The 25,974-nt window shown below is 38.7% G+C and carries 31 protein-coding genes and 1 tRNA gene; 26 read left to right on the forward strand and 6 right to left on the reverse strand.

Annotated features, from left to right (window positions below; all coding sequences use genetic code 11):
• Positions 1 to 241 precede the first annotated feature (241 nt).
• The 19 genes from Q4534_RS07945 (at position 242) to Q4534_RS08035 (ending at position 10,221) form a co-directional block, all read left to right on the forward strand.
• Positions 242 to 835 carry a hypothetical protein gene (locus Q4534_RS07945; protein WP_303612634.1) on the forward strand — a complete coding sequence of 198 codons (594 nt, stop codon included), beginning with the start codon at positions 242 to 244 and terminating at the stop codon, positions 833 to 835.
• A 319-nt stretch (positions 836 to 1,154) separates the two neighbouring features.
• Positions 1,155 to 2,840 (forward strand): right-handed parallel beta-helix repeat-containing protein, encoded by a 1,686-nt coding sequence (locus Q4534_RS07950; RefSeq protein ID WP_303612635.1) that lies wholly within the window; start codon positions 1,155 to 1,157, stop codon positions 2,838 to 2,840.
• A gap of 252 nt (positions 2,841 to 3,092) precedes the next feature.
• Positions 3,093 to 3,677 carry a Crp/Fnr family transcriptional regulator gene (locus Q4534_RS07955; RefSeq protein WP_303612636.1) on the forward strand — a complete coding sequence of 195 codons (585 nt, stop codon included), beginning with the start codon at positions 3,093 to 3,095 and terminating at the stop codon, positions 3,675 to 3,677.
• 72 nt (positions 3,678 to 3,749) lie between these two features.
• The gene (locus tag Q4534_RS07960) at positions 3,750 to 4,133 is read left to right on the forward strand and encodes a VOC family protein (RefSeq protein WP_303612637.1); all 384 of its coding nucleotides are present in this window, start codon (positions 3,750 to 3,752) and stop codon (positions 4,131 to 4,133) included.
• Between the two features lie 34 nt (positions 4,134 to 4,167).
• Positions 4,168 to 4,356, forward strand: a complete 189-nt coding sequence (locus Q4534_RS07965) for a hypothetical protein (RefSeq protein ID WP_303612638.1) — start codon at positions 4,168 to 4,170, stop codon at positions 4,354 to 4,356.
• Positions 4,344 to 4,616, forward strand: a complete 273-nt coding sequence (locus Q4534_RS07970) for a hypothetical protein (RefSeq protein ID WP_303612639.1) — start codon at positions 4,344 to 4,346, stop codon at positions 4,614 to 4,616. Before Q4534_RS07965 ends, Q4534_RS07970 begins: the two co-directional genes overlap by 13 nt.
• Before the next feature lie 35 nt (positions 4,617 to 4,651).
• Complete coding sequence (locus Q4534_RS07975; protein WP_303612640.1) at positions 4,652 to 5,059, forward strand: SRPBCC domain-containing protein; 408 nt, start codon at positions 4,652 to 4,654, stop codon at positions 5,057 to 5,059.
• Positions 5,060 to 5,069: 10 nt separating this feature from the next.
• On the forward strand, positions 5,070 to 5,468 hold the full coding sequence (locus tag Q4534_RS07980) for a VOC family protein (protein ID WP_303612641.1): 399 nt from the start codon (positions 5,070 to 5,072) through the stop codon (positions 5,466 to 5,468).
• 18 nt (positions 5,469 to 5,486) lie between these two features.
• Positions 5,487 to 5,909: a VOC family protein gene (locus Q4534_RS07985; protein WP_303612642.1), complete on the forward strand. Its 423-nt coding sequence runs from the start codon at positions 5,487 to 5,489 to the stop codon at positions 5,907 to 5,909.
• A 57-nt stretch (positions 5,910 to 5,966) separates the two neighbouring features.
• Positions 5,967 to 6,116: a hypothetical protein gene (locus Q4534_RS07990; protein ID WP_303612643.1), complete on the forward strand. Its 150-nt coding sequence runs from the start codon at positions 5,967 to 5,969 to the stop codon at positions 6,114 to 6,116.
• A 4-nt stretch (positions 6,117 to 6,120) separates the two neighbouring features.
• Positions 6,121 to 6,573 carry a DUF1569 domain-containing protein gene (locus Q4534_RS07995; RefSeq protein ID WP_303612644.1) on the forward strand — a complete coding sequence of 151 codons (453 nt, stop codon included), beginning with the start codon at positions 6,121 to 6,123 and terminating at the stop codon, positions 6,571 to 6,573.
• A gap of 149 nt (positions 6,574 to 6,722) precedes the next feature.
• Entirely contained in the window at positions 6,723 to 7,043 is a 321-nt protein-coding gene (locus Q4534_RS08000; RefSeq protein WP_303612645.1) for a metalloregulator ArsR/SmtB family transcription factor, read from the forward strand.
• 2 nt (positions 7,044 to 7,045) lie between these two features.
• Complete coding sequence (locus Q4534_RS08005) at positions 7,046 to 7,558, forward strand: SRPBCC domain-containing protein (RefSeq protein ID WP_303612646.1); 513 nt, start codon at positions 7,046 to 7,048, stop codon at positions 7,556 to 7,558.
• A 64-nt stretch (positions 7,559 to 7,622) separates the two neighbouring features.
• On the forward strand, positions 7,623 to 7,991 hold the full coding sequence (locus Q4534_RS08010) for a DUF1801 domain-containing protein (protein ID WP_303612647.1): 369 nt from the start codon (positions 7,623 to 7,625) through the stop codon (positions 7,989 to 7,991).
• Between the two features lie 5 nt (positions 7,992 to 7,996).
• Positions 7,997 to 8,533: a dihydrofolate reductase family protein gene (locus tag Q4534_RS08015; protein WP_303612648.1), complete on the forward strand. Its 537-nt coding sequence runs from the start codon at positions 7,997 to 7,999 to the stop codon at positions 8,531 to 8,533.
• Between the two features lie 111 nt (positions 8,534 to 8,644).
• Positions 8,645 to 8,974, forward strand: a complete 330-nt coding sequence (locus Q4534_RS08020; RefSeq protein ID WP_303612649.1) for a helix-turn-helix transcriptional regulator — start codon at positions 8,645 to 8,647, stop codon at positions 8,972 to 8,974.
• A gap of 49 nt (positions 8,975 to 9,023) precedes the next feature.
• Positions 9,024 to 9,488 carry an SRPBCC domain-containing protein gene (locus Q4534_RS08025; protein ID WP_303612650.1) on the forward strand — a complete coding sequence of 155 codons (465 nt, stop codon included), beginning with the start codon at positions 9,024 to 9,026 and terminating at the stop codon, positions 9,486 to 9,488.
• Positions 9,485 to 9,862 carry a DoxX family protein gene (locus Q4534_RS08030; RefSeq protein WP_303612651.1) on the forward strand — a complete coding sequence of 126 codons (378 nt, stop codon included), beginning with the start codon at positions 9,485 to 9,487 and terminating at the stop codon, positions 9,860 to 9,862. The genes Q4534_RS08025 and Q4534_RS08030 overlap by 4 nt, the downstream gene beginning before the upstream one ends.
• A 2-nt stretch (positions 9,863 to 9,864) precedes the next feature.
• Complete coding sequence (locus Q4534_RS08035) at positions 9,865 to 10,221, forward strand: iron chaperone (RefSeq protein WP_303612652.1); 357 nt, start codon at positions 9,865 to 9,867, stop codon at positions 10,219 to 10,221.
• 706 nt (positions 10,222 to 10,927) lie between these two features.
• On the opposite strand, the gene surE is transcribed toward Q4534_RS08035, so the two are convergent.
• The 4 genes from surE to dnaG all read right to left on the reverse strand — a co-directional run bounded on the left by surE (position 10,928) and on the right by dnaG (position 15,690).
• Positions 10,928 to 11,719: a 5'/3'-nucleotidase SurE gene (surE, locus tag Q4534_RS08040; RefSeq protein ID WP_303612653.1), complete on the reverse strand. Its 792-nt coding sequence runs from the start codon at positions 11,717 to 11,719 to the stop codon at positions 10,928 to 10,930.
• On the reverse strand, positions 11,719 to 12,372 hold the full coding sequence (locus Q4534_RS08045) for a hypothetical protein (RefSeq protein WP_303612654.1): 654 nt from the start codon (positions 12,370 to 12,372) through the stop codon (positions 11,719 to 11,721). Before Q4534_RS08045 ends, surE begins: the two co-directional genes overlap by 1 nt.
• Before the next feature lie 84 nt (positions 12,373 to 12,456).
• The gene (locus Q4534_RS08050; protein ID WP_014021469.1) at positions 12,457 to 13,674 is read right to left on the reverse strand and encodes a bifunctional 3,4-dihydroxy-2-butanone-4-phosphate synthase/GTP cyclohydrolase II; all 1,218 of its coding nucleotides are present in this window, start codon (positions 13,672 to 13,674) and stop codon (positions 12,457 to 12,459) included.
• A gap of 78 nt (positions 13,675 to 13,752) precedes the next feature.
• The gene (dnaG, locus tag Q4534_RS08055) at positions 13,753 to 15,690 is read right to left on the reverse strand and encodes a DNA primase (protein ID WP_303612655.1); all 1,938 of its coding nucleotides are present in this window, start codon (positions 15,688 to 15,690) and stop codon (positions 13,753 to 13,755) included.
• A 394-nt stretch (positions 15,691 to 16,084) separates the two neighbouring features.
• On the opposite strand from dnaG, the gene Q4534_RS08060 reads away from it, so the two are divergent.
• The 6 genes from Q4534_RS08060 to Q4534_RS08085 all read left to right on the forward strand — a co-directional run bounded on the left by Q4534_RS08060 (position 16,085) and on the right by Q4534_RS08085 (position 23,529).
• Entirely contained in the window at positions 16,085 to 17,182 is a 1,098-nt protein-coding gene (locus tag Q4534_RS08060) for an Mrp/NBP35 family ATP-binding protein (RefSeq protein WP_303612656.1), read from the forward strand.
• Positions 17,183 to 17,187: 5 nt separating this feature from the next.
• Positions 17,188 to 17,436 (forward strand): NifU family protein, encoded by a 249-nt coding sequence (locus Q4534_RS08065; RefSeq protein ID WP_014021472.1) that lies wholly within the window; start codon positions 17,188 to 17,190, stop codon positions 17,434 to 17,436.
• Positions 17,437 to 17,451: 15 nt separating this feature from the next.
• On the forward strand, positions 17,452 to 20,472 hold the full coding sequence (locus Q4534_RS08070; RefSeq protein ID WP_303612657.1) for a M43 family zinc metalloprotease: 3,021 nt from the start codon (positions 17,452 to 17,454) through the stop codon (positions 20,470 to 20,472).
• Positions 20,473 to 20,622: 150 nt separating this feature from the next.
• Positions 20,623 to 21,396, forward strand: a complete 774-nt coding sequence (locus Q4534_RS08075; RefSeq protein ID WP_303612658.1) for a PASTA domain-containing protein — start codon at positions 20,623 to 20,625, stop codon at positions 21,394 to 21,396.
• Entirely contained in the window at positions 21,397 to 23,217 is a 1,821-nt protein-coding gene (locus tag Q4534_RS08080; RefSeq protein ID WP_303612659.1) for a T9SS type A sorting domain-containing protein, read from the forward strand.
• A gap of 6 nt (positions 23,218 to 23,223) precedes the next feature.
• The gene (locus Q4534_RS08085; protein ID WP_303612660.1) at positions 23,224 to 23,529 is read left to right on the forward strand and encodes a rhodanese-like domain-containing protein; all 306 of its coding nucleotides are present in this window, start codon (positions 23,224 to 23,226) and stop codon (positions 23,527 to 23,529) included.
• Between the two features lie 15 nt (positions 23,530 to 23,544).
• Here the strand turns inward: Q4534_RS08085 and Q4534_RS08090 are convergent, their stop codons facing one another.
• Both Q4534_RS08090 and Q4534_RS08095 read right to left on the reverse strand, forming a co-directional pair.
• On the reverse strand, positions 23,545 to 24,657 hold the full coding sequence (locus Q4534_RS08090; RefSeq protein WP_303612661.1) for a site-2 protease family protein: 1,113 nt from the start codon (positions 24,655 to 24,657) through the stop codon (positions 23,545 to 23,547).
• A complete protein-coding gene (locus Q4534_RS08095) occupies positions 24,650 to 25,279 on the reverse strand; it encodes an HAD family phosphatase (protein ID WP_303612662.1) in 630 nt (209 codons plus the stop codon). Before Q4534_RS08095 ends, Q4534_RS08090 begins: the two co-directional genes overlap by 8 nt.
• A gap of 188 nt (positions 25,280 to 25,467) precedes the next feature.
• Between Q4534_RS08095 and Q4534_RS08100 the strand changes: the two genes are divergently transcribed.
• Positions 25,468 to 25,541, forward strand: a tRNA-Ile gene (locus tag Q4534_RS08100).
• The last annotated feature ends 433 nt before the right edge of the window (positions 25,542 to 25,974 follow it).

Below are 25,974 nucleotides of genomic sequence, written 5' to 3' on the forward strand. Positions count from 1 at the left end.
TATAGAGTAATGGCAGGAAAGTTTGAAAAAGTAAGAACAATGATATAGCCTTACCAAATCTCTATAAAGAAGGCTGTCGGTAAACCGTATGAGTAAAAAGTCTGTAGTTAGCCCTAGATTTAACAGGCTACTGTTTGATTAAGAGGGTGTTGACTTTCTGCTTCTTATTATTTTATTATCTTTATAGGTATTTAAAAAGTAGGCTATCAGGGGCTCCGCTGCTGTAAAATGTGAACGAACTATGAATAAAAGACTTCTATCCCTATTTCTAATTTACATTTTTCAATTTCTTGCGACCTCTTGCGTCTCATTTTTTTGCGATTGTGACCGTGCAAAAACTTATGAGAGAACCTATAAAGGATTTGAATTAAATGCTTTTTTTACATCTGATTTTCAAAACACAGAGGGGTCTAATACTGTTAATAAAAACTCATTTGGGTTATTGGTTTCCATTGAGTCTGAATTAAACCAAATCGCCTATTTGAAATCAAAATTTGATTTTAGTTCTTTTGGATTTGCTTCAGCTTACGCTTGTAGTTGCGCCCCCAATGAATATATCAACGTTGACCCTATTGAATATATAGAAATTGAAGTAACTGACAGCCAATCACAAGAAATAACCGATGTTACAGCTAACTTTTCCATTTATGATTTAAATGGAAAACAAAGAACTATCAAAGAATTATTTGAAAACAGAAGTTATCAGAATCAAGGATTCCGGTTAAATATGATGGAATACGACAACATTCCTGATTCTTCGATTTTTACAGTCAAAATAGTATTAGAATCTGGAACTGAACTGATTCAACAGACATATGAATTAAATTTTGGATAAAAAACATTATCCACAATAACTTAGCATTCTAAAGGCTGGCCCTTCGCCCCTTTAGAGGCTCAGGGACCGGTTTAATGTGTTGAGAATTAGTGTTACTAGGGGGAATGGTTTTCCCTCATTTGTTTTTTAGCGCTTGATGTATGAAAAAATTGGTAGCAGATGTGGCCTTTTCTATCACAATCAAGTAAAAAATGGTAAAATCCTTTATTAAATGATCCCAATAATGAGAACTCAATTCTTTCAACTAACGCTAATTATCATTCTGGGATGCTTCCTTTTTTCATGCAATCAGCAGCAAAGTTTGCAAAGCATGATTGATATGTCCATAAAAAATAAGGATTCGGTATTGGTGATTCCCGATGGAATGTACGTCATAGACCAACCCTTACGTCTATCGGGTGTAAATAACCTTGTGATCAAAGCCGAATCGCCCAATGGGGTAACCATCACCTCCAGCATGGACCTGCCAATCGAAGACTTAACCTGCCTGGATAAAACCATCGGGTTGTACGAGTATACCGACCCAAAATTAATAATGCCCCCTTGGCCGGATTCATTTAAGGGCTATGCAGGATGGCCGGAAATCTATATTGCCGGCAACCCAATGTCCATATCTCGTTATCCCAATGAAGGCTTTATACAAGCAGATTCAATTATTAGGGCAGGTAAGAAGCCAAAAGATAAGGAAACAAAGCAATTGCCTGCGAAATTTTTATCCGCTCAACTCACACAAAATTATAACAAAGATTTGCCCTTGTTTCTAAATGGGTACTGGACTTATAAGTGGGCGGATGAAATTATTCGGGTGGATTCCATCAACCCCCTATCCGGTGAGATCCAACTTGCAGCGCCACACAATTATGGAATGGGAGCTCCTTCCGGTGGACTCTTTTACGCTATCAATCAACCGGAATATGTAGATTCAGAAAATGAATATTATTACAATCCCAAGACAGGAACCATTCGTTTTATTCATTCTTTTTCAAATGAAGAAGTCGAGTCCATTCAAATTGCCTACCAAGATTTTACCCTTTTGGAGATCCAAGATTGCAATCAAATAAAAATTGAAAATATAAATTTTAAATACCATAATAATCTGGCTGTCAATATTACCAATTCCAAATGGGTAACCATTGATCAGTGTGAGATGTATGGATTAGGCAGGTCTGCTGTAACGATTACTGAGGGATATAACTGTGGGGTAAGCAATAGTACGCTTAAATATTTAGGAGACGCCGGTATTTTGCTTTCAGGTGGAGATAAAAATACTTTGACAAAGGCATCTCATTTTGTAGAAAATTGTTCCATTAGTTATTTTTCAAGGCATGTAAAAACTTATGCCCCTGCGGTTAAATTGACTGGAGTAGGGCATATTGTGAAAGGAAACCATATTAGTTATGCTCCTCATAATGCAATTCTTTTCTCCGGAAATGATCATTTGATTGCTGAAAATGAAATCAGAAAAGTATGTTTAAATACTTCCGACGCCGGGGCCATTTATTGCGGTAGAGACTGGACCATGGGCGGAACCGTGATTCGGGAAAATACCATCAGTGAACTGGGGCAGGCAAGTCACCATCACAACTGGGCCATTTATTTAGATGATATGGCCTCAGGAATTAGTGTGGTCAATAATCACATTGAGGACAGTCCTTCCGGGATATTAATTGGTGGTGGCCGCCATAATCAAATTAGTAACAATACAATTAAAAATTGCCCGCTTGCATCCATTGTGTACGATGCAAGAGGATATGATGATTGGTTTAAACACCACCTGGTCGACCGTGAATTATCCTTATGGCCTCGGTTGAATGCAGTTCCCATCAATCAAGCCCCCTGGAGCGAACGGTTTCCCTGGTTGCAAGAAATACACAGTGATGATCCGGCAATTCCCAGAGGAGCTGAAATAAAAAACAATCAAATCATAAGTTCTGCACCACCTAAGATTCATGATAAAGTATATGAATACGGGCAGGTAGCTAATAATACTGAAAACACCAATTAAAACCAGATGGAGGAAGGGCAACAGGCTATCCAAGGATAAACCATGCGACTAAAGCTACCTGAGTTGAACTTAGGTTTTTTTTAAGAAAGTTAAAAACTCTCAGCATTTTAGGTCCAAGTTATGCTTTGCTAAACTTGGGCCAGAGTGGCTATGAATTGATACAGAGGCTAATGCGAAGCCGGAAAAGTGATAACCTGCATTTATTGTGCTTACTATTCTTGGTTTTCGCGAATTTTTTTTACAAAATGAAGAATGGTTAAGGAAAGCTTTTTTGAGAAAACATATAATCATCCCTCCATTAGCAGAGAAGAGATGCAAACTATCGTTGGAGTGCATAGAACAATCACCTTCAAAAAGCACGAAAAGATTCTAAAAGAAGGTAGCATGAGCAATGCCTATTACCTCATTGAAAAAGGCTTGTTTAGGTCATACCTCATTGATTATAACGGCAATGAAATAACGACTGAATTTTTTGACTCCCATGATATTTTGATTGATGTTGCCTCCTTATTCCTGCGCATTCCGGCGAAAGAAACCATTCAAGCCCTTACGGATGGTGTCGTTTGGGAAATTGATTTTAATGCTTTTCAAGAGCTGTACAGCACTATAGGAGGGTTTACCGAATGGGGTAGAACTTGGATGACAAACCAACTTTTTGAGGCAAAGAGCCGTGCAGTAAACATGCATACGCAAAGTGCCTCAGAAAGATATTTAAACTTGATGAATAAAAAGCCTCAGATTATTAAAGATGTTCCTCTCAAATATATTGCAACCTATTTAGGGATTACGGATACTTCATTAAGCAGAATAAGAAAAGAAATTAAGCAGCAATCTTAAAACTTGTCATAGGACAAGTTTTAAGTGAATAACATTTTACAACTTTGTTTTTTCACGCTAAAAACAGAAAACATGAAAAAGCATAATCCTGTAGTATGGTTCGAAATTTATGTAACCGATTTAGATAGAGCAACATCGTTTTACGAAGAGGTCTTGCAAATCAAATTAAACGATATGAAAGATCCTTCTGGAGGTAGTATGGAGATGAAACTTTTTCCGGATAATATGGAAAATTATGGATCCGGTGGCGCAATAGTGAAAATGGAAGGGATTGAACCTTCTGCCAATGGTAGTATTGTGTATTTTGGTTGTGAGGATTGCAAAGAACCTGAATCACGTGTGGAAGATAATGGAGGTAAAATCATTCAGTCAAAAATGTCTATCGGTGAACATGGCTTTGTATTCATAGTGCTAGATACTGAAGGAAATTCTATTGGTTTTCATTCGTTGAAATAAAAGGGTACTTTTCTAGGGTTGAAATACTTGAATAATGAGCAACAAGCTAATCATAATCAAAGAACAAATATTAAATGCCAGTCCTGCTGAGGTATGGGGAATTATTACCAAACCAATATTTTTCAGCCAATGGATGTTTGTTCCGGGAAAAGCCATAGATGAAAATGACTTTGGCTTGGTAGTAAAATTGAATGGACAGACGATAAAGGTGTGGTGTATCTGACCGGGGAAGTCATCACCTTTATCCCCAACCAAAAATTGGTGATTGGGATGCAAGACATCAGTTGGAAAATCGAGGTGCCTATAGATGCAGTTACCTATGAATATCACCTTAGTGAAAACCAGAATAGCACAATGGTGAAATTCTATTTAGGGGATTTATCGGTTGACCCGGAAGGACAATTGTGGTTTGATGCTTATAATTCGAGTAATGAAATACAATCCATTGAGAAATTGATTCAGCTAAAACGAGAAGTAGAATAGGTTCCAATCTATGGAATGATAACTAAACTTTTATAATGGAAAGTATAGAACATATCAACTACATCAAATCACCCAAAGATAAGGTGTACCAAACGCTTACCACTGAACAAGGCTTAGGGGAAATTTGGACTAGAAGGTTAAAAGTAAAACCAGAAGTTGGTTTTGTTAACGAGTTTGATTTTGATGAAGGCTATATCACAAAGTTTAAAATTCTTGAACTTAAAGAGCATAGCAAAATTATTTGGGAATGTACTGCTTCAGATGAACAATGGCTTGGAACCAAAGTATCTTTTGAGCTGACTGAAAAAGACAATGCCACAACCATAAGATTAAAACATTATGACTGGGAGGAACGCACCGAATATTACGGTTGGTGCAACTACAATTGGGCCATGTTTTTGTATCGATTAAAGGGGTATTGCGAAAGCCAAACAAACGTCTAAATGTAAAATCATGAAAGAACAGATCACCACATTTCTAACATTTCAAAAAAACAATGCTGAAGAAGCCATGAACTTTTACGTGGATTTGTTCGATGATTCCAAAGTGATAGCTATTCAACGTTACGATAAAGATGGGCACGGGAAAGAAGGAACGGTTTTAAGCGCTCTTTTTGAGCTTAATGGGAAGAAGTTTATGTGTACCGACAGTTTTATTCAACATGAATGGGATTTTACCCCAGCAATATCCAATTGGGTAGAATGTGAATCAGAGGAAGAAATTAACCATCTATTTAAAGCGATCTCAGAAAGTGGAGAAGTCAGAATGCCTTTAGATAACTACGGCTTCAGCAAACAATTTGCTTTTGTAACAGATAGATTTGGAGTTTCTTGGCAACTAAATTTGGAATAGATTAAAACTAATAAGAACATGAAACCACAAAATATTTGGGCAAATCTTAGCGTAGAAGACATTGAACGAACCCAATCATTTTATCAGTCTTTAGGCTTTCAATTAAATGGAATTCCATCAGAAGACTTAGTAAGCTTTCTGTTTGGAAATGATGGCTTTGTCATTCATTTTTTTAAAAAAGATAAACTAGAAGAAAGTCTCGAAGGGAAAACTGCAGACTTGAATTTGGGTAACGAAGTGATGTTTTCTTTATCGGTAGAAAGCAAAAACGCATTTGACAGCTGGATTACGGAAATAGAAACTGCAGGGGGTTCCATCTTATTTGACTCGAACAAAGACCGAAAACCATATTATGATGAAAATGGATTCTTTGTATGTGTTTTCACCGACCCTGATGGACATAAATTCAATTTGCTTTATAATAACAATAAGAGATCATGACAAAAGTCAGTATACCGTAGCATTAGAAAAACTGAGACCTGAAAAAGTGGCTAGCTCGTGATCGAACAAATATTATCAAATGGTAATGAAGGGGCAGCAAACGGACGAATAAAAATGGAGAAGGGAAGAGGTTATGCTTTTTCTGTCTTTAAAGGAAACAAAGGTGCACAAATAAAAACAATGAACGCATATTGTATAGAAATTTAATGGGATGAAAACAATTTTCGATCAAGAAATAAGACTATTGCTGATCCATAGGATTGAACAAATTAATGATAGCCATAAAGCGAAATGGGGAAAAATGAATGTCTTCCAAATGCTTATGCACAACACCTATTGGAATGGTTGGGTATTAGGAACAGGTGACCACAGTTACAAGCAAGCATTTTTAGGGAAGATTTTTGGTAAAATCGCCTTGAAAAAAATGATTAAGGACGAAAAGCCATTTGATAAAAACATCCCTACATCTGACCAGTTTAAGCCAAAAGCTTTAGCTGGTAATTTGGAAGCTGAAAAAGCCAAATGGATTGATTTGATCAAAGCCTACGAAACCTACAACAACCCGAAATTCATTCACGATTTCTTTGGGAAAATGACCAAAGAACAAATTGGGATTTTGGTTTACAAACACACAGACCACCATTTACGCCAGTTTGGCTTGTGAAATTACCAATAAGTCTGGCAATAGTCTGATTTCTACCCATATATCAACAGGGTTCATCAATTCTAAAATAACCATAAAAGAAATTTTTTTAGTGAATGCATTGTGTAGCCAAATAACTTCATTTATATTTGTAGTCAAATGACTTCATAATGAAACTACGTAGAGATATTTTTCAGGCCATTTCCGATCCCACCAGAAGGGCCATATTGGTGTTGCTTGCCTCCCAATCAATGACTGCAGGAGCCATTGCTTCCAACTTTGAAGTGGCCAGACCAACCATTTCTAAGCACATTCAGATATTAAATGAATGTGAGCTTGTCGAAGCAAATCAACAAGGGAGAGAAATTCAGTATCAATTAAAAATTGATAAAATGAAAGAAATAGATGTTTGGCTAGATCAATTCAGAAAAATCTGGGAAAGTCGTTTCGAAAATTTGGACAACGTATTAAATAAACTTCAAAACAAATAATCATGAACAAAGCCATTTTATTCAACTTTACGGTTGACAAAGACAAGAATCAAATAAACGTAGAGCGATCATTCAAGGCACCCAAGGAATTGGTTTGGAAAGCCTGGACAACCCCCGAAATTTTAGAACAATGGTGGGCTCCCAAACCTTATAAAGCGGTAACCAAATCCATGGACTTTACCGAAGGAGGCCAATGGCATTACTATATGGCCGGTCCAAAAGGGGAACAACATTGGTGTTTATTTGATTTTGAAAAAATAGTGCCTTTGACGAGCTTTTCGGGTTTGGATGCATTTTGTGATGAGAATGCAATGATTAACAATACCAAACCAAGAGTTCACTGGCACAATGAGTTTGTAGCAAAAGGCGATACTGCGGTGGTGCAAATTAATATTCAATTTGACCAATTGGAAGATTTAGAAACCATCATAGAAATGGGCTTTAAAGAGGGGTTTACAGCAGGACTCGAAAACTTAGATCAGTACATTGAATCGCAGTTTAAATTGAGAAAATAGAACAAGTCTTATAAAAAGTATATCAAAAATAGGGAATAATGGAGAACCTATAAATAAAGACCCAATGAGAACCATTGATCAATTCATAGCCAATAAAATTAAGGAAGACTATCGCCCTATTTTCACGAAATTTAGAGATTTGATTCAGTCAAAATTCTCCTTTCTAAAAGAAGAAATGCGTGGAGGAACTGAGAAATATTATGGCGTTCCGGTGTATAGATACAATAGAATTATCTTAACCGTAAGTCCAACGCAAAAAGGAATTACTTTTTCTTTTACCGATGGAAAACAGTTTGAGGACAAATACAAGTTGTTGGAGGGAGCTGGGAAAAAAACATTGAACTTAAGACTGAGTAATCTTAAAGATTATAAAGATGAAATTCTTGAATATTATATGTTACAAGCGATTGCATTGGATGATAAAACACCTTGAATTAAATGAATAGAAAATTAAAATTATTTATTGCTACCAGTCTGGACGGGTTTATAGCCCAACCTAATGATGACCTCAGTTTCCTTAAACTAGTTGAGAAGGAGGGGGAAGATTATGGGTATACAGCATTTACCGAAACAATAGATACCATTATTATCGGTCGCAAAACCTATGATTATGTGGTAAAGGAAATCGGTACATCGCATTACGATAATGGCACAAGTGATGTCTATGTTATTACAAGAACTCCAAGTCCAGATAATGGTAGCGTCAAATTCTTTTCAGGGAATTTGGTGGAACTGATAGCCAAACTCAAAAGTAAAAAAGGGAAAGATATTTATTGTGATGGTGGTGCTGAAATTGTTAACGAGCTTCTGAAAAATGACCTAATCGATGAACTCATTATTTCGATTGTGCCCATTTTAGTAGGGAATGGCACTAGGTTATTTAAAGAAGGAAGACCTGAGCAGCTATTGGAATTTATAAGTGTAAAGACATTTGATACCGGATTAACACAGCTTCATTACAAACGAAAAAAATAAGAAAAACTTTTGAATAGATGGATCTAGCATCATGGCTATATCTAAATAAATTAATAAAATCATTTGTGCAATCAAATAACTGCATATATATTGCAGTCAAATAGTTGCGCAATGAAACTAAGAAGAGACGTATTTCAGGCCATAGCCGATCCAACACGAAGAACAATCATCACTTTGGTCGCAGCGAGTGCAATGACCCCAACTGCCATTGCGGAGAATTTTGATTACTCAAGACAAACCATTTCCAAACACATTCAAATTCTTACGGAATGTGAAATACTGGAACAAGAGCAAAAGGGAAGGGAAATTTACTACCAGCTAAATCCTGAGGGGATGAAGGAAATAGCAGATTTTATCGAACCATTCAGAAAAATGTGGGACGATCGATTTAATAAGCTTGAGGCTGTAATGAAATCGAAGATTCACGAACGCAAAAAATAAAATGAGCAAGAAAGTGAGCAAAAAGCACCAATAAATAACCTAATACTTTATGGAACATAAAACTCAGGTTGCCGCCCCTAAAGGCAAGCAAGAACTTACCATTACCAGAGAATTTAACCTTCCAGTTGAACTGCTTTATAAAGCATACACTGAACCCGAGTTTATTGCACAATGGATGGGCACCAAAGTGATTAAGTTTGAAAATGTTAACCACGGAAGTTACCAGTTCGAAACGTCTCATGGTGGAAATGTAATGCTTAAAGCCAATGGAACCATTCACAAAGTTGTACCGAATCAAGAAATCGTACGCACTTTCGAAATGGAAAATATGCCCATTGGTGTACAGCTTGAGTTTCTAAATTTTGAGGGAATCACAAACGAAAGGAGTAAACTGACCATACAGATTATTTATAAATCCGAGAAACACCGCGCAGAGCAGTTGAAGTTGCCGTTTGCTTATGGTTTAAACATGGCTCACAATAAACTGGAGAAAATTTTAAAGAGCATGTTATGAAAAAAAGAAATAAGATCATTTATTGGGTTGCCACCATTTGGCTTGCCTTAGGAATGCTTTCAACTGGGATTGTACAACTGATAAGAATGGAAGAAGAAGCTCAGAGCATTAATGCCTTAGGCTATCCAACTTATTTACTGCCTATACTAGGTACTTGGAAAATTTTAGGTGTAGTAGCCATTTTAATTCCTAAATACCCTTTGTTGAAAGAATGGGCCTATGCAGGCTTTTTATTTGTGATGACGGGTGCCATAATTTCTCATTTATCGGTTGGAGATGAGTTGGTAACATTTTTTGGTCCTGCCTTATTGCTAGTGCTTACAGTAGTATCTTGGTATTTTAGACCAGCAAATAGAAAGTTGGAGAAACAATAAATATGGAAAATCCAAAACCAAAAACAGTAGATGAGTTTATTGATTTGTCACCGCAGGCATCTCAGGAAATTATGGTTAAGCTTAAAAAACTAATTGAAGCTACTGAACCGAATGCTGAAAGTGGCATCAGTTGGAATGTACCTATATATAAGTACCATGGCATTCTTGCCGGCTTCTCTTTGGCTAAGAAGCACGTAAGTTTTGGTATAGATTCTTTAACTGAAGAAATACGTAAAACACTGGAGGAAAAAGGCTACAAAACAGGTAAGAAAACCATTCAAATCAAGTTCGACCAAGATGTCCCGACTGCAGAACTCAAACAATTGATTGAAGAACAGGCTAAAATAAATAAAAGGTAATCCTGCAAGTGGAAATAAAAAAGCACCTATGGGTAGTAGCCTTTCCTAATATTGCCCCATCCGCTTGCTAAAGGTGATGTGGTCCTTGAACTTGTCAAAGGATCCACTGATAGTCTTCCCTAATCTTCGGAATAACGATTTTTTTTTAGAGCAGAACTTAAAAACTATCCAACTATTTCTGCCTGAATTGAAATTGAATACTATTCAAAGATAGTAGAAAACTTTCGGCATTTTAGGTCCAAGTTTAACGGAGCGTAACTTGGACCAGAATGTTGCTAGGTTGATAACCTAATTCAAAATCAAATTCTTTTTTATTCCGGCCTTATGGAAATTAGTAAAATGGATGCTTAATGGCGTTAAAAGATTTACATACAGCCTTGATCTTTTTGGTTCGTTTTTGGATCAATCTAAAATTGAACAGGAAGAGTATTCGACAAACATTAGCTTTAATATTCAAATCGTATAAAAAGGTTAAATTATCCTTATAATTAAATGAGTTAAATAGAAGTATGCCATTGGATTCGTAATAGCCTGTACTGATTTTTCTTCAGGGGAAATGATTTAATTTCGTAATAGAAGTTGTATTGCATATTCGGGTTTAAGGTATATAATTGTAGTACTTAACCTTCAAAATAAAAGTGCCGATTTAAAAACCGGCACTTTATATATTGGAGCTGTGTCTATGCTGATGGATCAGCAGTAGGCACTATAAATTCGCTTTCAAATCTTCCCAGTTCCAGTCATTGTTGATTTGAGAAATAGCATGGTGTGCCGTCATATCAAATTGACAAGGCACCACGGAGACATAATTGTTGGCGATGGCCCACTCATCATTGTCTTCACCTTTGTCAAAATTGACGAAATTCCCTGCCATCCAGAAGTATTTCCGGCCATTGGGATCGTATCTTTCTTCAAAGTCTTCCTGCCACTTGGCCCTTGCCTGCCGACAAATTTTAATGCCTTTTAAGGGTTCATTCCTTTTGGGTGGAAAGTTTACATTCAAAGCTACTCCTTTAGGAATTCCATTTTCTAAGACTTGGCGGGCAATCTGCGCTACATATTCCTTAACATGTGAGAAATCTGCATTAGAACTGTAATCGCACAAACTAAAACCGATGGAAGGAATACCTTCAATGGCACCCTCTATGGCTGCAGACATGGTGCCGGAATAAAGCACACTAATGGAGGTATTGCTTCCATGATTGATCCCACTGACCACCAAATCAGGCTGTTTGTCTTTCAAAACATAGTGCTTTGCAAGTTTTACACAATCTACAGGTGTTCCACTCGATTTATAGGCAACAACCTCAGGGAAAATCGTTTCTTCTGATAGCCTTAAAGTATTACCAATGGTAATGGCATGTCCCATGCCCGATTGAGGGCTGTCGGGGGCCACCACAATGACTTCCCCCAATTCCTTCATCACTTCTACCAACACGCGAATTCCTTTGGATGTTATGCCATCATCATTGGAAACTAAAATTAAAGGTTTTGACATTAAGAATTACTTTTTAATTGATTGTAATAGGCTGTGATTCTCAAAAGATCCCCTCTTTTGTCATGATGAAGCTTGTGTTTCCTCATGTACAACTTCATTTCCGAGGATTTGTCGTCCATAATCTCTTTGAGTAAGACACTTTTCTTTTGATTGTATTTATATATTTTCTGATCTTGAAGGAAATAAAAGTTGAAATCCAGTCTGCTAAAACCTCTGCCCATCATTGGCATTCCCCACATGGGGTTCATGTACATTCCTCTCATGGCATATGAGTTATAGCCTCGGTTGTCTGTAGTGATAAACTCTCTACAAAGCAGGGTGATGTCTTCTCCCTCAGTGAGCACCTCAAAGAAAATCGGGGTCTTATAATCTGAGTTTAACGCATAGGGAAGGCTATAGAAGGTCCTAATTCCACCATATACTTCGTCAAAAATTTCGAAATAGGTGATAGAGGCAGAGCTATAGGTTTCTACGGTATTGGTTTGCACCAACACCACATTTGCATCCAAATCATATTTTACCTTTCCTTCAGACATTTGCCCGGAGGTTAGGAAGACTTTTCCCGGGTGCCAAACTTGCGATGGGAATTCCTGCGCCATGGAAATACCGGTGATAAGGAACAAGCACAAGATTAAATTTATGGATTTTTTCATGACAGATTCTTAATTTGATTCTACACTAATAACGAAAAAAAATCATTTTGTGTTGAATGACCTGTGAAATAATATCTCCAAGATTTATTTTTTCATGATTTGATGGCCCATTTTATCTCGCTTGGTCATAAGGTACTTTTCATTGTGTGGATTGGAACTAATCTCTAAAGGAACAGTATCCACAATCTCCAAACCATACCCGGACAAGCCTACCCTTTTGGTTGGGTTGTTGGTGATCAGTTGGATTTTGCTTACGCCTAAATCCCTCAGAATTTGAGCACCTACACCATAATCCCGCTTGTCCATAGGGAAACCAAGGGCTAAATTGGCTTGAACGGTATCCATTCCTTCCTCTTGCAATTTATAGGCTTTCAGCTTATTGATCAAACCGATGCCTCTACCTTCTTGATTCATGTACAGTACCAAACCTTTGCCATTTTCTTCTACCATCTTCATGGCTTCATGCAATTGTGGTCCACAATCACACCTGCAAGACCCAAAAATATCTCCTGTAATACAAGAGGAATGAACCCTTACCATTACCGTGTCTCCCTCTTCCCACTCGCCTTTGATTAAGGCCATATGAGTTTCATTGGTATTGGTTTGTTTGTAAGCAATTAATTTAAAATTACCGAATTCGGTAGGCATTTCCACCCCTATTTCTCGCTTAATCAAACTATCGTTCTTCAGGCGATAGGCAATTAAATCTTTTATGGATATCAGTTTTAGATCAAACTTTTTGGCGACATGTACCAAATCAGAAAGACGTGCCATGGTGCCATCTTCGTTCATGATTTCTACAAGTACTCCTGCAGGTTGTAAGCCGGCTAATCGAGCTAAATCAATGGCGGCTTCTGTATGCCCGGATCTTCTCAAAACTCCGCCTCTTTTTGCTTTTAATGGGAATATATGCCCGGGTTTGCCCAATTCATCGGGATTAATATCGGGGTCAATCAATGCTTTTATAGTCTTTGAGCGATCACTTGCAGAGATGCCAGTGGTGCAGCCATGCCCAACCAGGTCTACAGATACAGTAAAAGGGGTTTCAAACGCTGCTGTATTGGTGCCAACCATTAATTCTAGACCTAGTTCTTCACATCGGTCTTCTATTAGGGGAGCACAGATTAATCCACGGCCATGGGTGGCCATAAAATTGATGATTTCAGGAGTTACTTTTTCTGCTGCACAAATAAAATCTCCTTCATTTTCGCGATCATCATCATCTACTACAATTATGATTTCACCGTTTTTTATTGCCGCTATCGCGTCTTCTATTGGATCAAGATAAACAGTATCTTTCATTTTATTCTATATGGTCTTTGATATGTAATCACAAAATTACGATTATTTATTTACTAACCCTTTTTACAAAATATTAGTTTAATTTCTGGAAGGGATGACATTGCCCAGCTCACGATCTATTTTGGATTTTAACTGCGTAAGCTCCATATGCATGGTTAATAATTCCTCTAATTCTTCCTCTTTTGCCAATTTAATTTTTTCTTCAAGTTCATCACGCATCCTCTTTAAATAGGCACTCTTAAGCTTCAATGAGGCTTTATAGGTGGTTTCGGGAAGATCATCAGCTTCCCTTCTAGAAAAAATTTGGTGCTTTGACTCCCAATTTTGAGAAATTTCTCTGGTAGGAGCTACCATGTCGATGACTTCTGTCTTTAATTTGGGATTTTGAATTTTTAAGAAATAATCGAACTTGGGAATGGTGCCTTCCCTCAAAGCATTTTTATAATGGTTGAGCAATTCTTGGTAAATGGGTGTGCCAAAGTTCAAGTCTTTGATTTCCTCCAGCAGGTATTCACAAACATGCATTTCCTCAGAAACCATCTCGAAACCATAATTGATGAGAATCCTTACTAGTTCCCGCTCTTCCTTTATGGTTCTTGGTCCTGTTTTCTTTGTTTCTTCCTCCGGTGAACCGGGAAGTAGCTGCTCAATAGGGCTGGACTCAGGTGCTTTCTGGAATTTTGAAGGGCTTTTCTTTTGTTGGTTTTTTAGTAATTGGCGATTGAGTTCGGTGAGTAAGATGTCCTCCTCCATACCCAGTAGCCTGGCCGATTCCTTTGCGTATACGGAACGTATAATCGGATCCGGAACCTTGGAAATACTTAAAACCACCTGCCGAATGGCTTCTGCCTTTTTTATGGGATCATCTGCCGCTCCCTTGGTGAACAGGTCAATTTTAAAATGAATAAAATCCTTTTCTTCGGCTTCAAGAAACTTTTGGAAACCTTCTTTTCCGGCTTTTCGGGAAAAACTATCCGGGTCTTCATTGGGGGGAAAGACCACGGCCTTGACGTTTAGCCCTCCTTCCAATAACATGTCAATACCCCTCAAAGAAGCATTGATACCAGCATCATCTCCATCATACAATACCGTGACCTGATCAGAAAATCGTTTGATTAACTTTATTTGATTCTCAGTAAGAGAGGTTCCGGAAGAAGCAACCACATTTTCCACACCAGCCAAATGCATGGAGATAACATCTGTATAGCCTTCTACGAGGTAGCAGTTTTCCTTTTGGCGAATGGCTTGTTTGGCCTGATAGATTCCATAGAGCACATCACTCTTATGGTAAATGGCTGTTTCAGGGGAGTTGATGTATTTGGGTTGCTTTTTGTCCTGAGTCATTATCCTCGCTCCAAAAGCAATGGCTTTTCCGCTCAGGTTATGAATAGGAAACATCACTCGCCCTCTAAACCTGTCATAATAATTGCCGGGCTTGTTCTCACGTTCGAGGATCAGCCCTGCCTTTAGGAGATTGGTCTCCTCAAAGCCTGAGGTTTTGGCTTTATTCAATAAATGGTCCCAGCCATCCAATGAATAGCCTAGTTCAAATTTCTCAATGGTGGCGCTATCAAACCCACGTTCTTTTAAATAACTTAGACCAATGGATTTTCCCTCTCCGGATTGAAGGTTTTCATGAAAAAAATCTTTAGCAAAATTGAGCGCAATGTAAAGGCTCTCTTTTTCATTATATGCTTGAATATCTGCCGGGTCAATGTTCTTGTCTTCCTCTATTTCAATGCCATACTTTGTGGCCAGATGCTTGATCGCTTCCGGAAAACCCACCCCTTCAATGTCCATGATAAACTGAATGGGGTCTCCGGCTTTACCACATCCAAAGCATTTGTAAATTTGTTTGGCAGGGGAAACGGAAAAAGAAGGGGATTTCTCTTCGTGAAAAGGACAACAAGCCCAGAGGTTTTGCCCTTTTCTTTTCAGGGTGACATAGTCATTGACCACTTCTTCAATGTCTACCCGCTCTCTTACCTTGTCCGTTGTTTGATTAGATATGGCCATAGTTTTTTATCGAAGTGTAAAGATAAGCTTTATGAACGAGAATTCTTTGGACAGCGCTCTTCCAAAATTAGAAACTATTTTGGCCTTTTAATAGTTGAGGAGGTAGGAGAATCTCGCTATATAGGGTTAAAATATCTTAAAATTACCACAATACAGGCACTTGCTGAAACGTCAACCTTGGGCTTGATACAAAAGCTCGCTATCTTCAAGACAAAATAAACTTTATCATGGAGGTATTTTTGTTGGTGGAAAATTTCTCTGAAAAGCTAACCAATAAAGGCAAGATATTTTAAAAGTAAAGTAAGTTTAGCAAGGGCAAATCCCGCCATAAAACATGAAAATATTTTATTAACGGAGGATTAGCTATAAATTGCATAAAAATCAAAAATCAGGAATGAATATTTCTAAGGAAAAAGTTTTACAGGCCCTATCTACAGTGGAGGACCCTGATCTAAAAAAAGATTTGGTGACCCTCGGTATGATTCAGGATTTGGAAATTATTAGTGAACAAAAGATTTCTTTTAAGGTGGTGCTTACCACCCCTGCTTGTCCCTTAAAGGAGTTGATCAGGATGAACTGTGAAGAGGCATTAAAAAAGGCGCTCGGCGAGGATGTGGAGGCAGATATATTGATGACTTCTAATGTAACCACAGTCAGAAATGATGCCCCCTTATTGCCAAATGTTAAAAATATCATCGCCATCGCCTCAGGTAAAGGCGGGGTAGGGAAAAGTACTTGTTCCTCCAATCTAGCTGTTGCCTTGGCCAAATCAGGAGCCAAAGTAGGTTTGATAGATGCAGATATATTTGGTCCCTCAGTACCTACAATGTTTAATGTAGAAGGGGAGCAACCTGCCATCAAACAAGTGAATGGCAAAAACATTATTATTCCCATAGAGCAGTATGGTGTAAAATTGATGTCCATAGGTTTTTTGACTCCTGCTGAAAATGCAGTTGTATGGAGAGGTCCGATGGCCAGTTCTGCTTTGAAGCAGTTTATTGGGGATGTGGAATGGGGAGAATTGGATTACCTGCTAATTGATCTGCCTCCGGGAACTTCAGATATTCACCTTACCATGGTTCAAACCTTACCCGTTACCGGTGCTGTGATTGTTACCACACCACAGAAAGTGGCCTTGGCAGATGCTACCAAGGCATTGACAATGTTTAAGCAAGCCCAGATCAATGTACCTATATTGGGAGTTGTAGAAAATATGGCTTACTTTACACCTGCCGAATTGCCTGACAATAAGTACTATATATTTGGACAAGGAGGCGGACGCAAACTTTCTGAAAAATATGACGTTACCTATCTAGGGGAAATTCCTTTGGTTCAAGGCATTAGAGAAAGTGGAGACAGTGGTTATCCGGCAGTGTTGAAGGACGGAGTAATGGCAGAAGCTTTCGGCAACTTTGCAGAAGGTGTAGCAAGACAAGTAGCCATCAGAAATGCTGCTGCAAGTAAAACAGAAGTAGTACAGGTTAAAGTTTAAAGACAATGTTGGATCAATACAAAGATCAAATCGAAAAGGCGCTGGATACGATCAGGCCCTATTTAGAAGCAGATGGTGGAAATGTGAAGATCGTAGACCTTTCCGAAGATATGGTGCTTCAGCTGGAACTAACAGGGGCGTGTAGTTCTTGTCCAATGTCTACCATGACGCTAAAGGCCGGTGTGGAAGAAGCGATAAAAAAGGCAATACCTGAAATCATAAGGGTTGAAGCCGTAAATATTGAAGTAGCCTGACTTATTATTTAAAATATGATTAAATATTATAATGCACTGATATTTTGTTTAGTATCAGTGCAATTCTTTTTTATAGGGGAAGGGAATATAGCCCTCGGTCAAAATGAGGCAAATATCGACAGTCAAGATAGATCATTGGAACAATGTGCCACCGTTTTTTTTGAAGAAAAGCAAGCGCAGTCTCTGGGCTATTTTGGCTCCAAAGCCTATTTTGAAGGATGGGTAGAGGCCAAAGGGGAGCAATTAAGGCTGGAGAGTGAAGGTAATCGCACACTTGCAGATGAAATTAGACAGTTGCCCGTGGTCGTTCATGTGATCCACCATGGAGAAGCGATTGGTGAAGGGGCAAATATCTCCGATGCGCAAATCTTAGATCAGATAAGAATTTTGAATGAGGATTTTCAAATGCAAAATTCTGATTTCACTACCAATACCCCGACTGAATTTTTAGATGTTGCCTCAAGTGCAGGGATTGAATTTGTTATGGCCAAACAAGATCCACAAGGCATGCCTTCCAATGGAATCAATAGGGTGGAAGGACCAAAAGATACCTATGGATTAAATGATGCCGCTCTGGTTGGTCAACTGGCATCATGGGCACCTGAAGAATACGTTAATATTTGGGTAATGCCCCTGACCCCACCCACCATAGGTTTTGCCAGTTTTCCTATTTCCAACGAATTGGAAGGTTTAAGTAATCCCACTGTTACCCGAGAGACCGATGGTGTAGCCATTGACTACAATTATTTCGGAAGCATTGGTAATGTTTCTCAAAATTCAAGGGGAAGGACAGCCACTCACGAAATGGGGCATTTTTTAGGCCTCAGACATACCTGGGGTGATGGAGGTTGTGAGGTAGACGACTATGTGATCGACACCCCTTTGCAAAGCCAATCCAACAATACATGTGTTGCCACCCCTAGGTTTACCTGTGATTCCAGAGATATGGTGGAAAATTTCATGGATTATACACCGGACCGATGCATGAGCCTTTTTACCGAAGGCCAAGTGGAGCGCATGGATGTAATTTTGACTTATAGCCCTAGAAGAGCCTCCTTGCTCAGCAGCAGGGCCTTATCAGACCCGCAAATATATAGTTTTGATATTGAACTTACTGAGATCATTTCACCTGCGAATTATCGGTGTAGCAATACCATAACCCCTGTCATTGAAGTAGTAAATGCAGGACAGGAAACTGTCACCAAAATAAGGGCTAGTATTCAGGTAAATGGGGCGGAACAAGAAACGAAAGATTTTGAAGTAAACATTGCCTTGGGAGAATCTGCACAACTCGACTTTGATGAAATTTTCTTAAGTGGCAGCAGCAATACTTTTGGAGCAGAGATTTTGTTGGTGAATGATGCGGAGGATGAGGATCAATCGAATAACTTTCAAAGTATAACTACCAATTTGCCGGCCACTGCAGTTTTGCCCTATTCCTACCCTGGACACAATATAATTTCCGGTTGGGAATACATCAATGAAGACCAATCTTATACTTGGACTCCAATTGATCTTCAGGTTGATGGCAGCTCTAGCGAGGTGTTCCTGCTCAATGGCTTTGATTACAATGGGCAGGGTGAATTGGACTACTTGGTGAGTCCGGTTTTTGACCTATCCGATTTACAAAATCCACAGTTGTCATTTGACCTGGCCTATTCACCTTTTTCAAATAGTGCCTATAGTGAGTCGCTTATTGTTGCTGTTTCCACTGATTGTGGCAATACATTTAACCTTTTGACCGCTCCTTATAATAAGTCGGGCAACACCCTTGGAACAGTAGATGTTTCTTCCAATGAATTTGTGCCAAATTCCGAGGAACAGTTTAGAAAAGAATTGGTCAATCTCAGTGCTTACGCCGGTGAAAGTGATGTGCGCATTGCTTTTGTGTCAATCAATGGATATGGAAACAATATTTTCATTAAAAACATCAACCTTAGCACTGAGGAAAACTTAAATTACCTAGTGGAGATAGATGCAGTGGAAGAGCCTTTGCCAGTAGTAAATGGAGGGCAGGTAGCTGATAAATTGACCTTGTCCAATAATGGGAACTTATTCATCTCCAGTTTTTATTTGAATAAAGATGCAGGAGATTCAAACTTGATAGAAGATGTCAGCCTTTCTCCCGGAACTACCATCTCCGTGGAATTAGACAATTCATTTGATCCCGGTTTAAACCAGGTGACCTATGAGGTTTCAATGCCAAATTTTGACCAGAATGGAGATTCCGGAGATCAAATGACCAGGTATTTTATTCAGGATGAAACAAGCATATTAGCTCCTTGGCGGCAAAATTTTGATTCCGGTCAACTTGATGACTGGATAAGTATCAATCCGGAAAATAATTTACCTTCTTGGCAAGTGGTTTCTATCTCAGGAGAAAACCAAGCCGTGTTGTCCGGAATGGAATCCAACAACAGCTATTGGTTGGTTTCACCTGAATTCTCTCTGGATGGGACAAGTAGGGCAGGCTTAATATTTGATTATGGAGGAGAAGGTTTTTCCGCTGATGGTTTGTCCCTATTCTCAATTCTGGTGAGCACAAATGGAGGCCAAACGGGACAAACAGTGTGGGAGGTGACAGGTGAAACACTTAATAAGGAAATAACTTCCAATGGATCGGAGGAAGCGGGCCAACACAGTTTTGTCAACCTGAATGACTTTGCAGGGGAGGAAAAAGTAAGGATATATTTTAAAGTAGAGAACGAAGAGGATCCTGAAGGAGCGCTACAGGTAGACAATATTTCATTGTACCTGTCAGATAATCCTGACCCTGTGGTTCCTGAATTAAATCAGACTTTGATTTATCCAAATCCGGCAGAGGATGTATTCAATATTACCTTCAACTTGCAGGATTACGAAGATGTAACCATTCAATTCTTCAGTACATCAGGCCAAATAGCCTATGATGTTACCTTTCCCAATACATTGAATCAAACGTATACATTTGGAAAAGAGCATTTAAGTAGCGGATTATTTATCGTAAAAATCATAGGAGAGGATTTTCTTCTGACCAAAAGATTGGTTTTACATTGATGCATTTAAAATAGGAATGGACAGTTCTTTCAGAAAAATTTCAGCTGTAGTTTACAAGATTTAAATTATAGCATTAATTTGCATAAGTATTCAAATGAAAAAAAGGTTTACATCCTTAAAAGTTGGATCAAATCTTGCATTAGACAAATTATGAGTGATTTTAAAGTAGGTATTAAAAAAATAGGTATCCACCTGTTGATTATATTGGCCATTACCTTTGGGCTGTTGTTTACCTTTTTCCAAATTTATTTACCGAGTTATACCCATCATGGTGAATCGGTTACTGTTCCGGATTTAGAAGGGTTTGACTATGATGAAGTTCAAGATTATTTAGAAGGGAGAAACCTTATAATGGAGGTCACTTTAGATAGTGGGTTTGTAGCTGAAGCCAAGCCATTGGTAGTTTTGAAACAAAACCCAAAACCGGGAGCGAAAGTAAAGCAGGACCGTAAAATATATGTTACCCTGAATGCAAAAAATGCACCTTTGATCAAGATGCCTAATTTGGTCAATACACCACTTAAAAATGCACAAGAAATAATATCTAACTTTGGCTTGGTAAGGGGTGATATTGTATATGTACCGGATATTGGTCATAATGCGGTATTAAAGCAAAAATACAGAGGCAGAGAGATTAAGGAAGGTTTGGAGATTCCCAAAGGATCTCAGATAGATTTGGTGGTAGGTGACGGCTTAGGAAATCAGGTGTTGACCATGCCAAATATTATCGGAATGGATGATCTTGAAGCGGAGTTTTTAATTTTGGGCTCTGGACTTACCATGGGTGAAATCAACTATGTGGAAACGGATACTGTTCCAAAAGGCACGGTAATTAAGCAACTTCCCCCTTCCGGCTTAAGCATGAAAACCGGAGAACGTGTAGATGTATGGGTTTCTGAACTTGCGAAAGAAATAGATTTTTAGATGAACAAATTCAAGGGATCGGTTCTGATTTGGGTAATGCTGTTTGGACTTTTCTTAAGTTTTAACAGTCAAGCGCAATTTCGGCAACTTCCGATTCCTTCCCAACCGGTTCAAGAAGATGTTGAATCAACTTATCATCTCAAGACCGCAGAAGAGGTGCTTCAGCTTCCTTTTTGGGATGATTTTTCTTCCGGCGAATGCGCTGAATTATTGTGGGAAGCCAAAGGAGTAAACGCTTCCTTTACCACAGGAATTTCAGCCCCTTCTTTAGGGGTTGTGGTGTTTGATGGGGTAGATGAATCCGGGCAACCTTATTCTTCAACAAGATTAGAAGAAGGCGAGGGGGATCAATTGCTCTCCAAGCCAATCGACTTGACTGCTGCCTCAGATACTTACCTTAGTTTTTATTGGCAAGCAGGAGGTAAGGCTGAACGGCCTGATGATTCAGATGCCCTTGAGTTGTATTTTTTAGATTCAGAGGGCAATTGGGAATTGGCTTGGAGCCAAAGTGGAGAGGATGATTTGTCTACGGATGACTTTGTTCATGAAATATTGCCGGTGGAGGATAAATTTTTGCATGAAGCTTTTCAGTTCAAATTCCAACAATCCGGAAGGATTTCCGGTCCTTTCGATTCATGGATTTTGGATTATATTTACCTGAACAAGGATAGGAGTATTATTGATAGGTTTCCTGAGGACAGGGCGATCACCCAAATTCCCGGCAGCCCTTTTGCACCTTATTTTGCTATACCCTATTTTGAAATTACCGAAGAAAAGATCACCGGCCCAATAAGCAATGAATTTAATAATCTCGCGAATAGGTTTAGGGCCATGGAGTATACTGTTAGCCTAAGAAATAGTGCAACGGGTGAGCTTTTGGATGAACCCAATACCAACACCCCTTTTAACCCGGTCCCACAGGCCCTGGAGCGAAGAGCTTTCAGTAGCAGCAATTTGGATGTCAAAGAATTAGTGGAGGCGATTGATGAGCCTATGGATGTGGAGGTGTCTATGTACCTGATTGCAGGGGATACCCTTATTGAGACAGATGGAAGTGGACAGTCTTCAAATGTGGATTTTAGGATGAATGATACCAGTAAAATTGTCATTCCCTTTCGAGATTTTTATGCTTATGACAATGGAATGGCCGATTATGCGGCGGGGATTAATCAAAGAGGGGGTATTTTGGCCCTTTCTTTTGAGTTAACCAATCCTTCTTACCTTGCAGGAGTGAGCATTCAGTTTGTTGACCCTGCCCAAAGGAACAATGCCATAGAATTGATGGTGTGGGACACCATTAGCCGTGAGCCTTTGTACCAAAAAGAGGTCTTGATACCGGCCGATGCAGGCTTGGGGACTTATTCTTATTTTGCATTGGATTCCAATGTGCTTGTTGAGGATCACTTTTTTGTTGGTTTCACCCAGTATTCAAACGATTACCTGCCGGTAGGTCTTGACAAAAGTGGAGATTCCGGGGACCGGATTTTTTATAATGTGGTGGGAGCTTGGCAGCAAAATGAGCTTGTTAGAGGTAATTTAATGATGCGAGCACATTTGAGTTTAGACCCGGTAGTGGAAGAAACCGAATTGCCGGATGAAGATTTGGTTATTTACCCTAACCCGGTAACGGAAAGATTGTATGTGGTAGGCGAAGTTACTGATATCAAAGTTTTTGATTTTCAGGGGAGATTGATAAATATACCACAGGAAGAGGATAAAGCAGGTAAAATGCTTAATTTTACAGAAAGTCAAAAAGGAATGTATCTGATCAAAATGGTAAAAAATGGTCAGACTTTAACCCAAAGAATTATTGTTCAATAAGTAGCGATGAAAGACATAGAAGTAGAAGAATTAAAAGAAAGATTAGACAAAGAGGAACAGTTTGTTTTTTTAGATGTCAGAGAAGTTTATGAATATGAAGAGGACAATCTAGGCGCTAAAAATATCCCTCTAGCCCAGCTTCCTAATAAGCTGTCTGAAATAGAAATGCACAAAAATGATGAAATCATTGTGCATTGTCGTTCAGGTGCTCGAAGTGGAAATGCGAAGCAATTTTTAGAAAGCCAAGGTTTTACAAAAGTCCGAAATGTTCTTGGAGGTATTTTGGCCTACAGAGAATTAGAAGAGGAGTAATTATTTCTCTAGATTTTATTCTTCAAAGACGAATGGTTCAGGGGTAAAGCATAGGATAAAAATGACTATGGCCAGCCAACCCAGAACGATTCGTTTTTGATTTAATTTTCTTCCATCGATTACTTCCGGGTGCTTGATACCTAAAACCCGACCTACGAGGAAGGCAAAGAAAAGCCAACCGGAATAGCCTTGGATATTTGGCCAAATACTCACCAGACTGTATTGAATGGAGGCAATCATAAGTGCCATAATCCATTTGTTGGTATTGGACAAGTCTGATTTTCTATAGCAGATATATAGAAATCCTACATATAGGGGCAAGGCCAATGCCAAGTAATTAATGTCCTCAAAAGGGCTAATGATACCTAGTCCTGCATAAAATAAAAATGCTGTATAGACCACGAAGGAGATTATCTTGTGATTTTTGGGAAACAGGCCAAAGACTACATGACCTCCATCTAATTGCCCAATGGGTAAAAGGTTTATAGCTGTAAAAAACAAAGCCAAATACCCTGCAAAAAGGTAAGGGTAATGAATGATTTCGGACATGGCCGGCATCCGCTCCGGATCGGCTAGTGATTTCTCCATGGTCCAAAACAATAAATTATAGCCCAGTTCAAAATCCATTACCTCTTCATCTTCTCCCAATACATAATTTGGATCTGCATATTCGGGATGAACCTCATAGATATAATCAGCTTCCGGCAAATTTGTGAAACCGTAAAACAAGACGGCCAAGGCTACCACAAAGCCCGCGATTGGGCCTGCTACACCTATGTCGAAGAATTTCTTTCTACTGCTAATTAATCCCTTCATTTGGATAATGGCACCAAAGGTTCCTATGGATGGGGAGCCCAAGAAGCCTAGCCAAGCAGGAATAAAAAAAGGCAAAGATGACCTTACTTTATGGTAGATGGATGTAAACAAATGCCCCAACTCATGAATCAATAGAATCCCTATAAACGGAAGGGAAAACTGCAGGGAAAGGACAAAGTATTCCCAGGTAAGTGGTTGCTCGGAGGAGAGTACGCTCCTTCCATATAGCCATTCACCACCTGCTAGGGTAGTTGCAACAATTGTTAATAGGAAAAGGGTACCGTGTTTTAGATATTCTTTGGTACTATACATTTTGGAAAAAGTTGATTAATGCTTTTGGGTGGTCAATATGATGTGTTTGTATGCCAACTTTATTCGCGCCCAAAAGGTTCTCTTTGAGGTCATCAAAAAACAAACATTTTTCCGGAGCTGCGCCAATGCCTTTGACCACCTCTTTGTAGATGGCTTCATCAGGCTTACGCAAACCCATTTCTTGGCTTAAGAACATATGATCAAAAAGCTGTGGCCAGGTGCCTTCAGGTAATTTTTGTTTAAAGGTTTCTTCCACCACCTTAAAATGTATGCTATTGGTATTGCTCAGCATGAACAAAGGGTATTTTTTCTTCAGTTCGATTAGCAGCTCCAATCTTTCCTGAGGAATGTCCACCAAGATACTGTTCCAAACCTCATCAATCCATGCATCTTCCCAGTCTGCAGAAAAGAAATCCCTCACCCCATTTCTAAAAGTATTTTCGTCTGATTTACCTGTTTCAAGATCAAAATGAATAGGGGAGACCATAAATTCTTTAATTAAATGATGTTGGTTTTCCGGAAGACGACTATTGATTTTTTCAAAAGTCCGTTGGTAATCAATGTCATAGATAACATTGCCTAAATCAAAAATTAAAAATTCAATTTCTTGCCAATTTTTCATTACAAATTATGTTGTGATTTTAAAATCAAATATGTAACATTGCATTCCCAAAAGCAAGGTAAAAGGTTCAAAAGACTTTTAAACTTCATATGGGAGCCGAGTTGAATTTGAAATAATAGTTGGACTTGGACGATTACTTTCTTTTATTTGTGGTTGAATAGAGGAAGTAGATTTTCTTAACAATAGTGGGGCCTATAACTCAGCTGGTTAGAGTATCTGACTCATAATCAGAAAGTCCCTGGTTCGAGCCCAGGTGGGCCCACAAATTAGCCGAGAGCAATCTCGGCTTTTTTTATGCCTAACTTTTTATATTTGGCACCGGTGGCTGAGCCTGTCGAAGCCATAGGTGTTCGAGACCTGAGCTATTGGTTAAGGTTGCTATATATGAAAACATTTTACGCTCTAAATTTTGGCTAAAGCCGAATAAATAGGTTATCGCTTTAATAAATGGGCTAAAGCCCATTCCTATTGAGCGGGATTTGTTTATAAAAAACGTGGGGGATATTAGGGTGGGTTAAATGGATTCAATTTTCAATAGCCCCTAGCTTTAGCAGGGGGGGCTCAATAATTTGTACGTTTATATGGCTTTAGCCAAATTTTTCAGGTTAATAGCTTTCCACCTTGATTTATGGGATGAAAGCAAGATGAACCTATCCTACAAAAGTTGAAAGCTTTCTTCATTTTAGGTCTAAGTT

The organism is Cyclobacterium sp. 1_MG-2023, assembly GCF_030546805.1.
Classification (GTDB): domain Bacteria; phylum Bacteroidota; class Bacteroidia; order Cytophagales; family Cyclobacteriaceae; genus Cyclobacterium.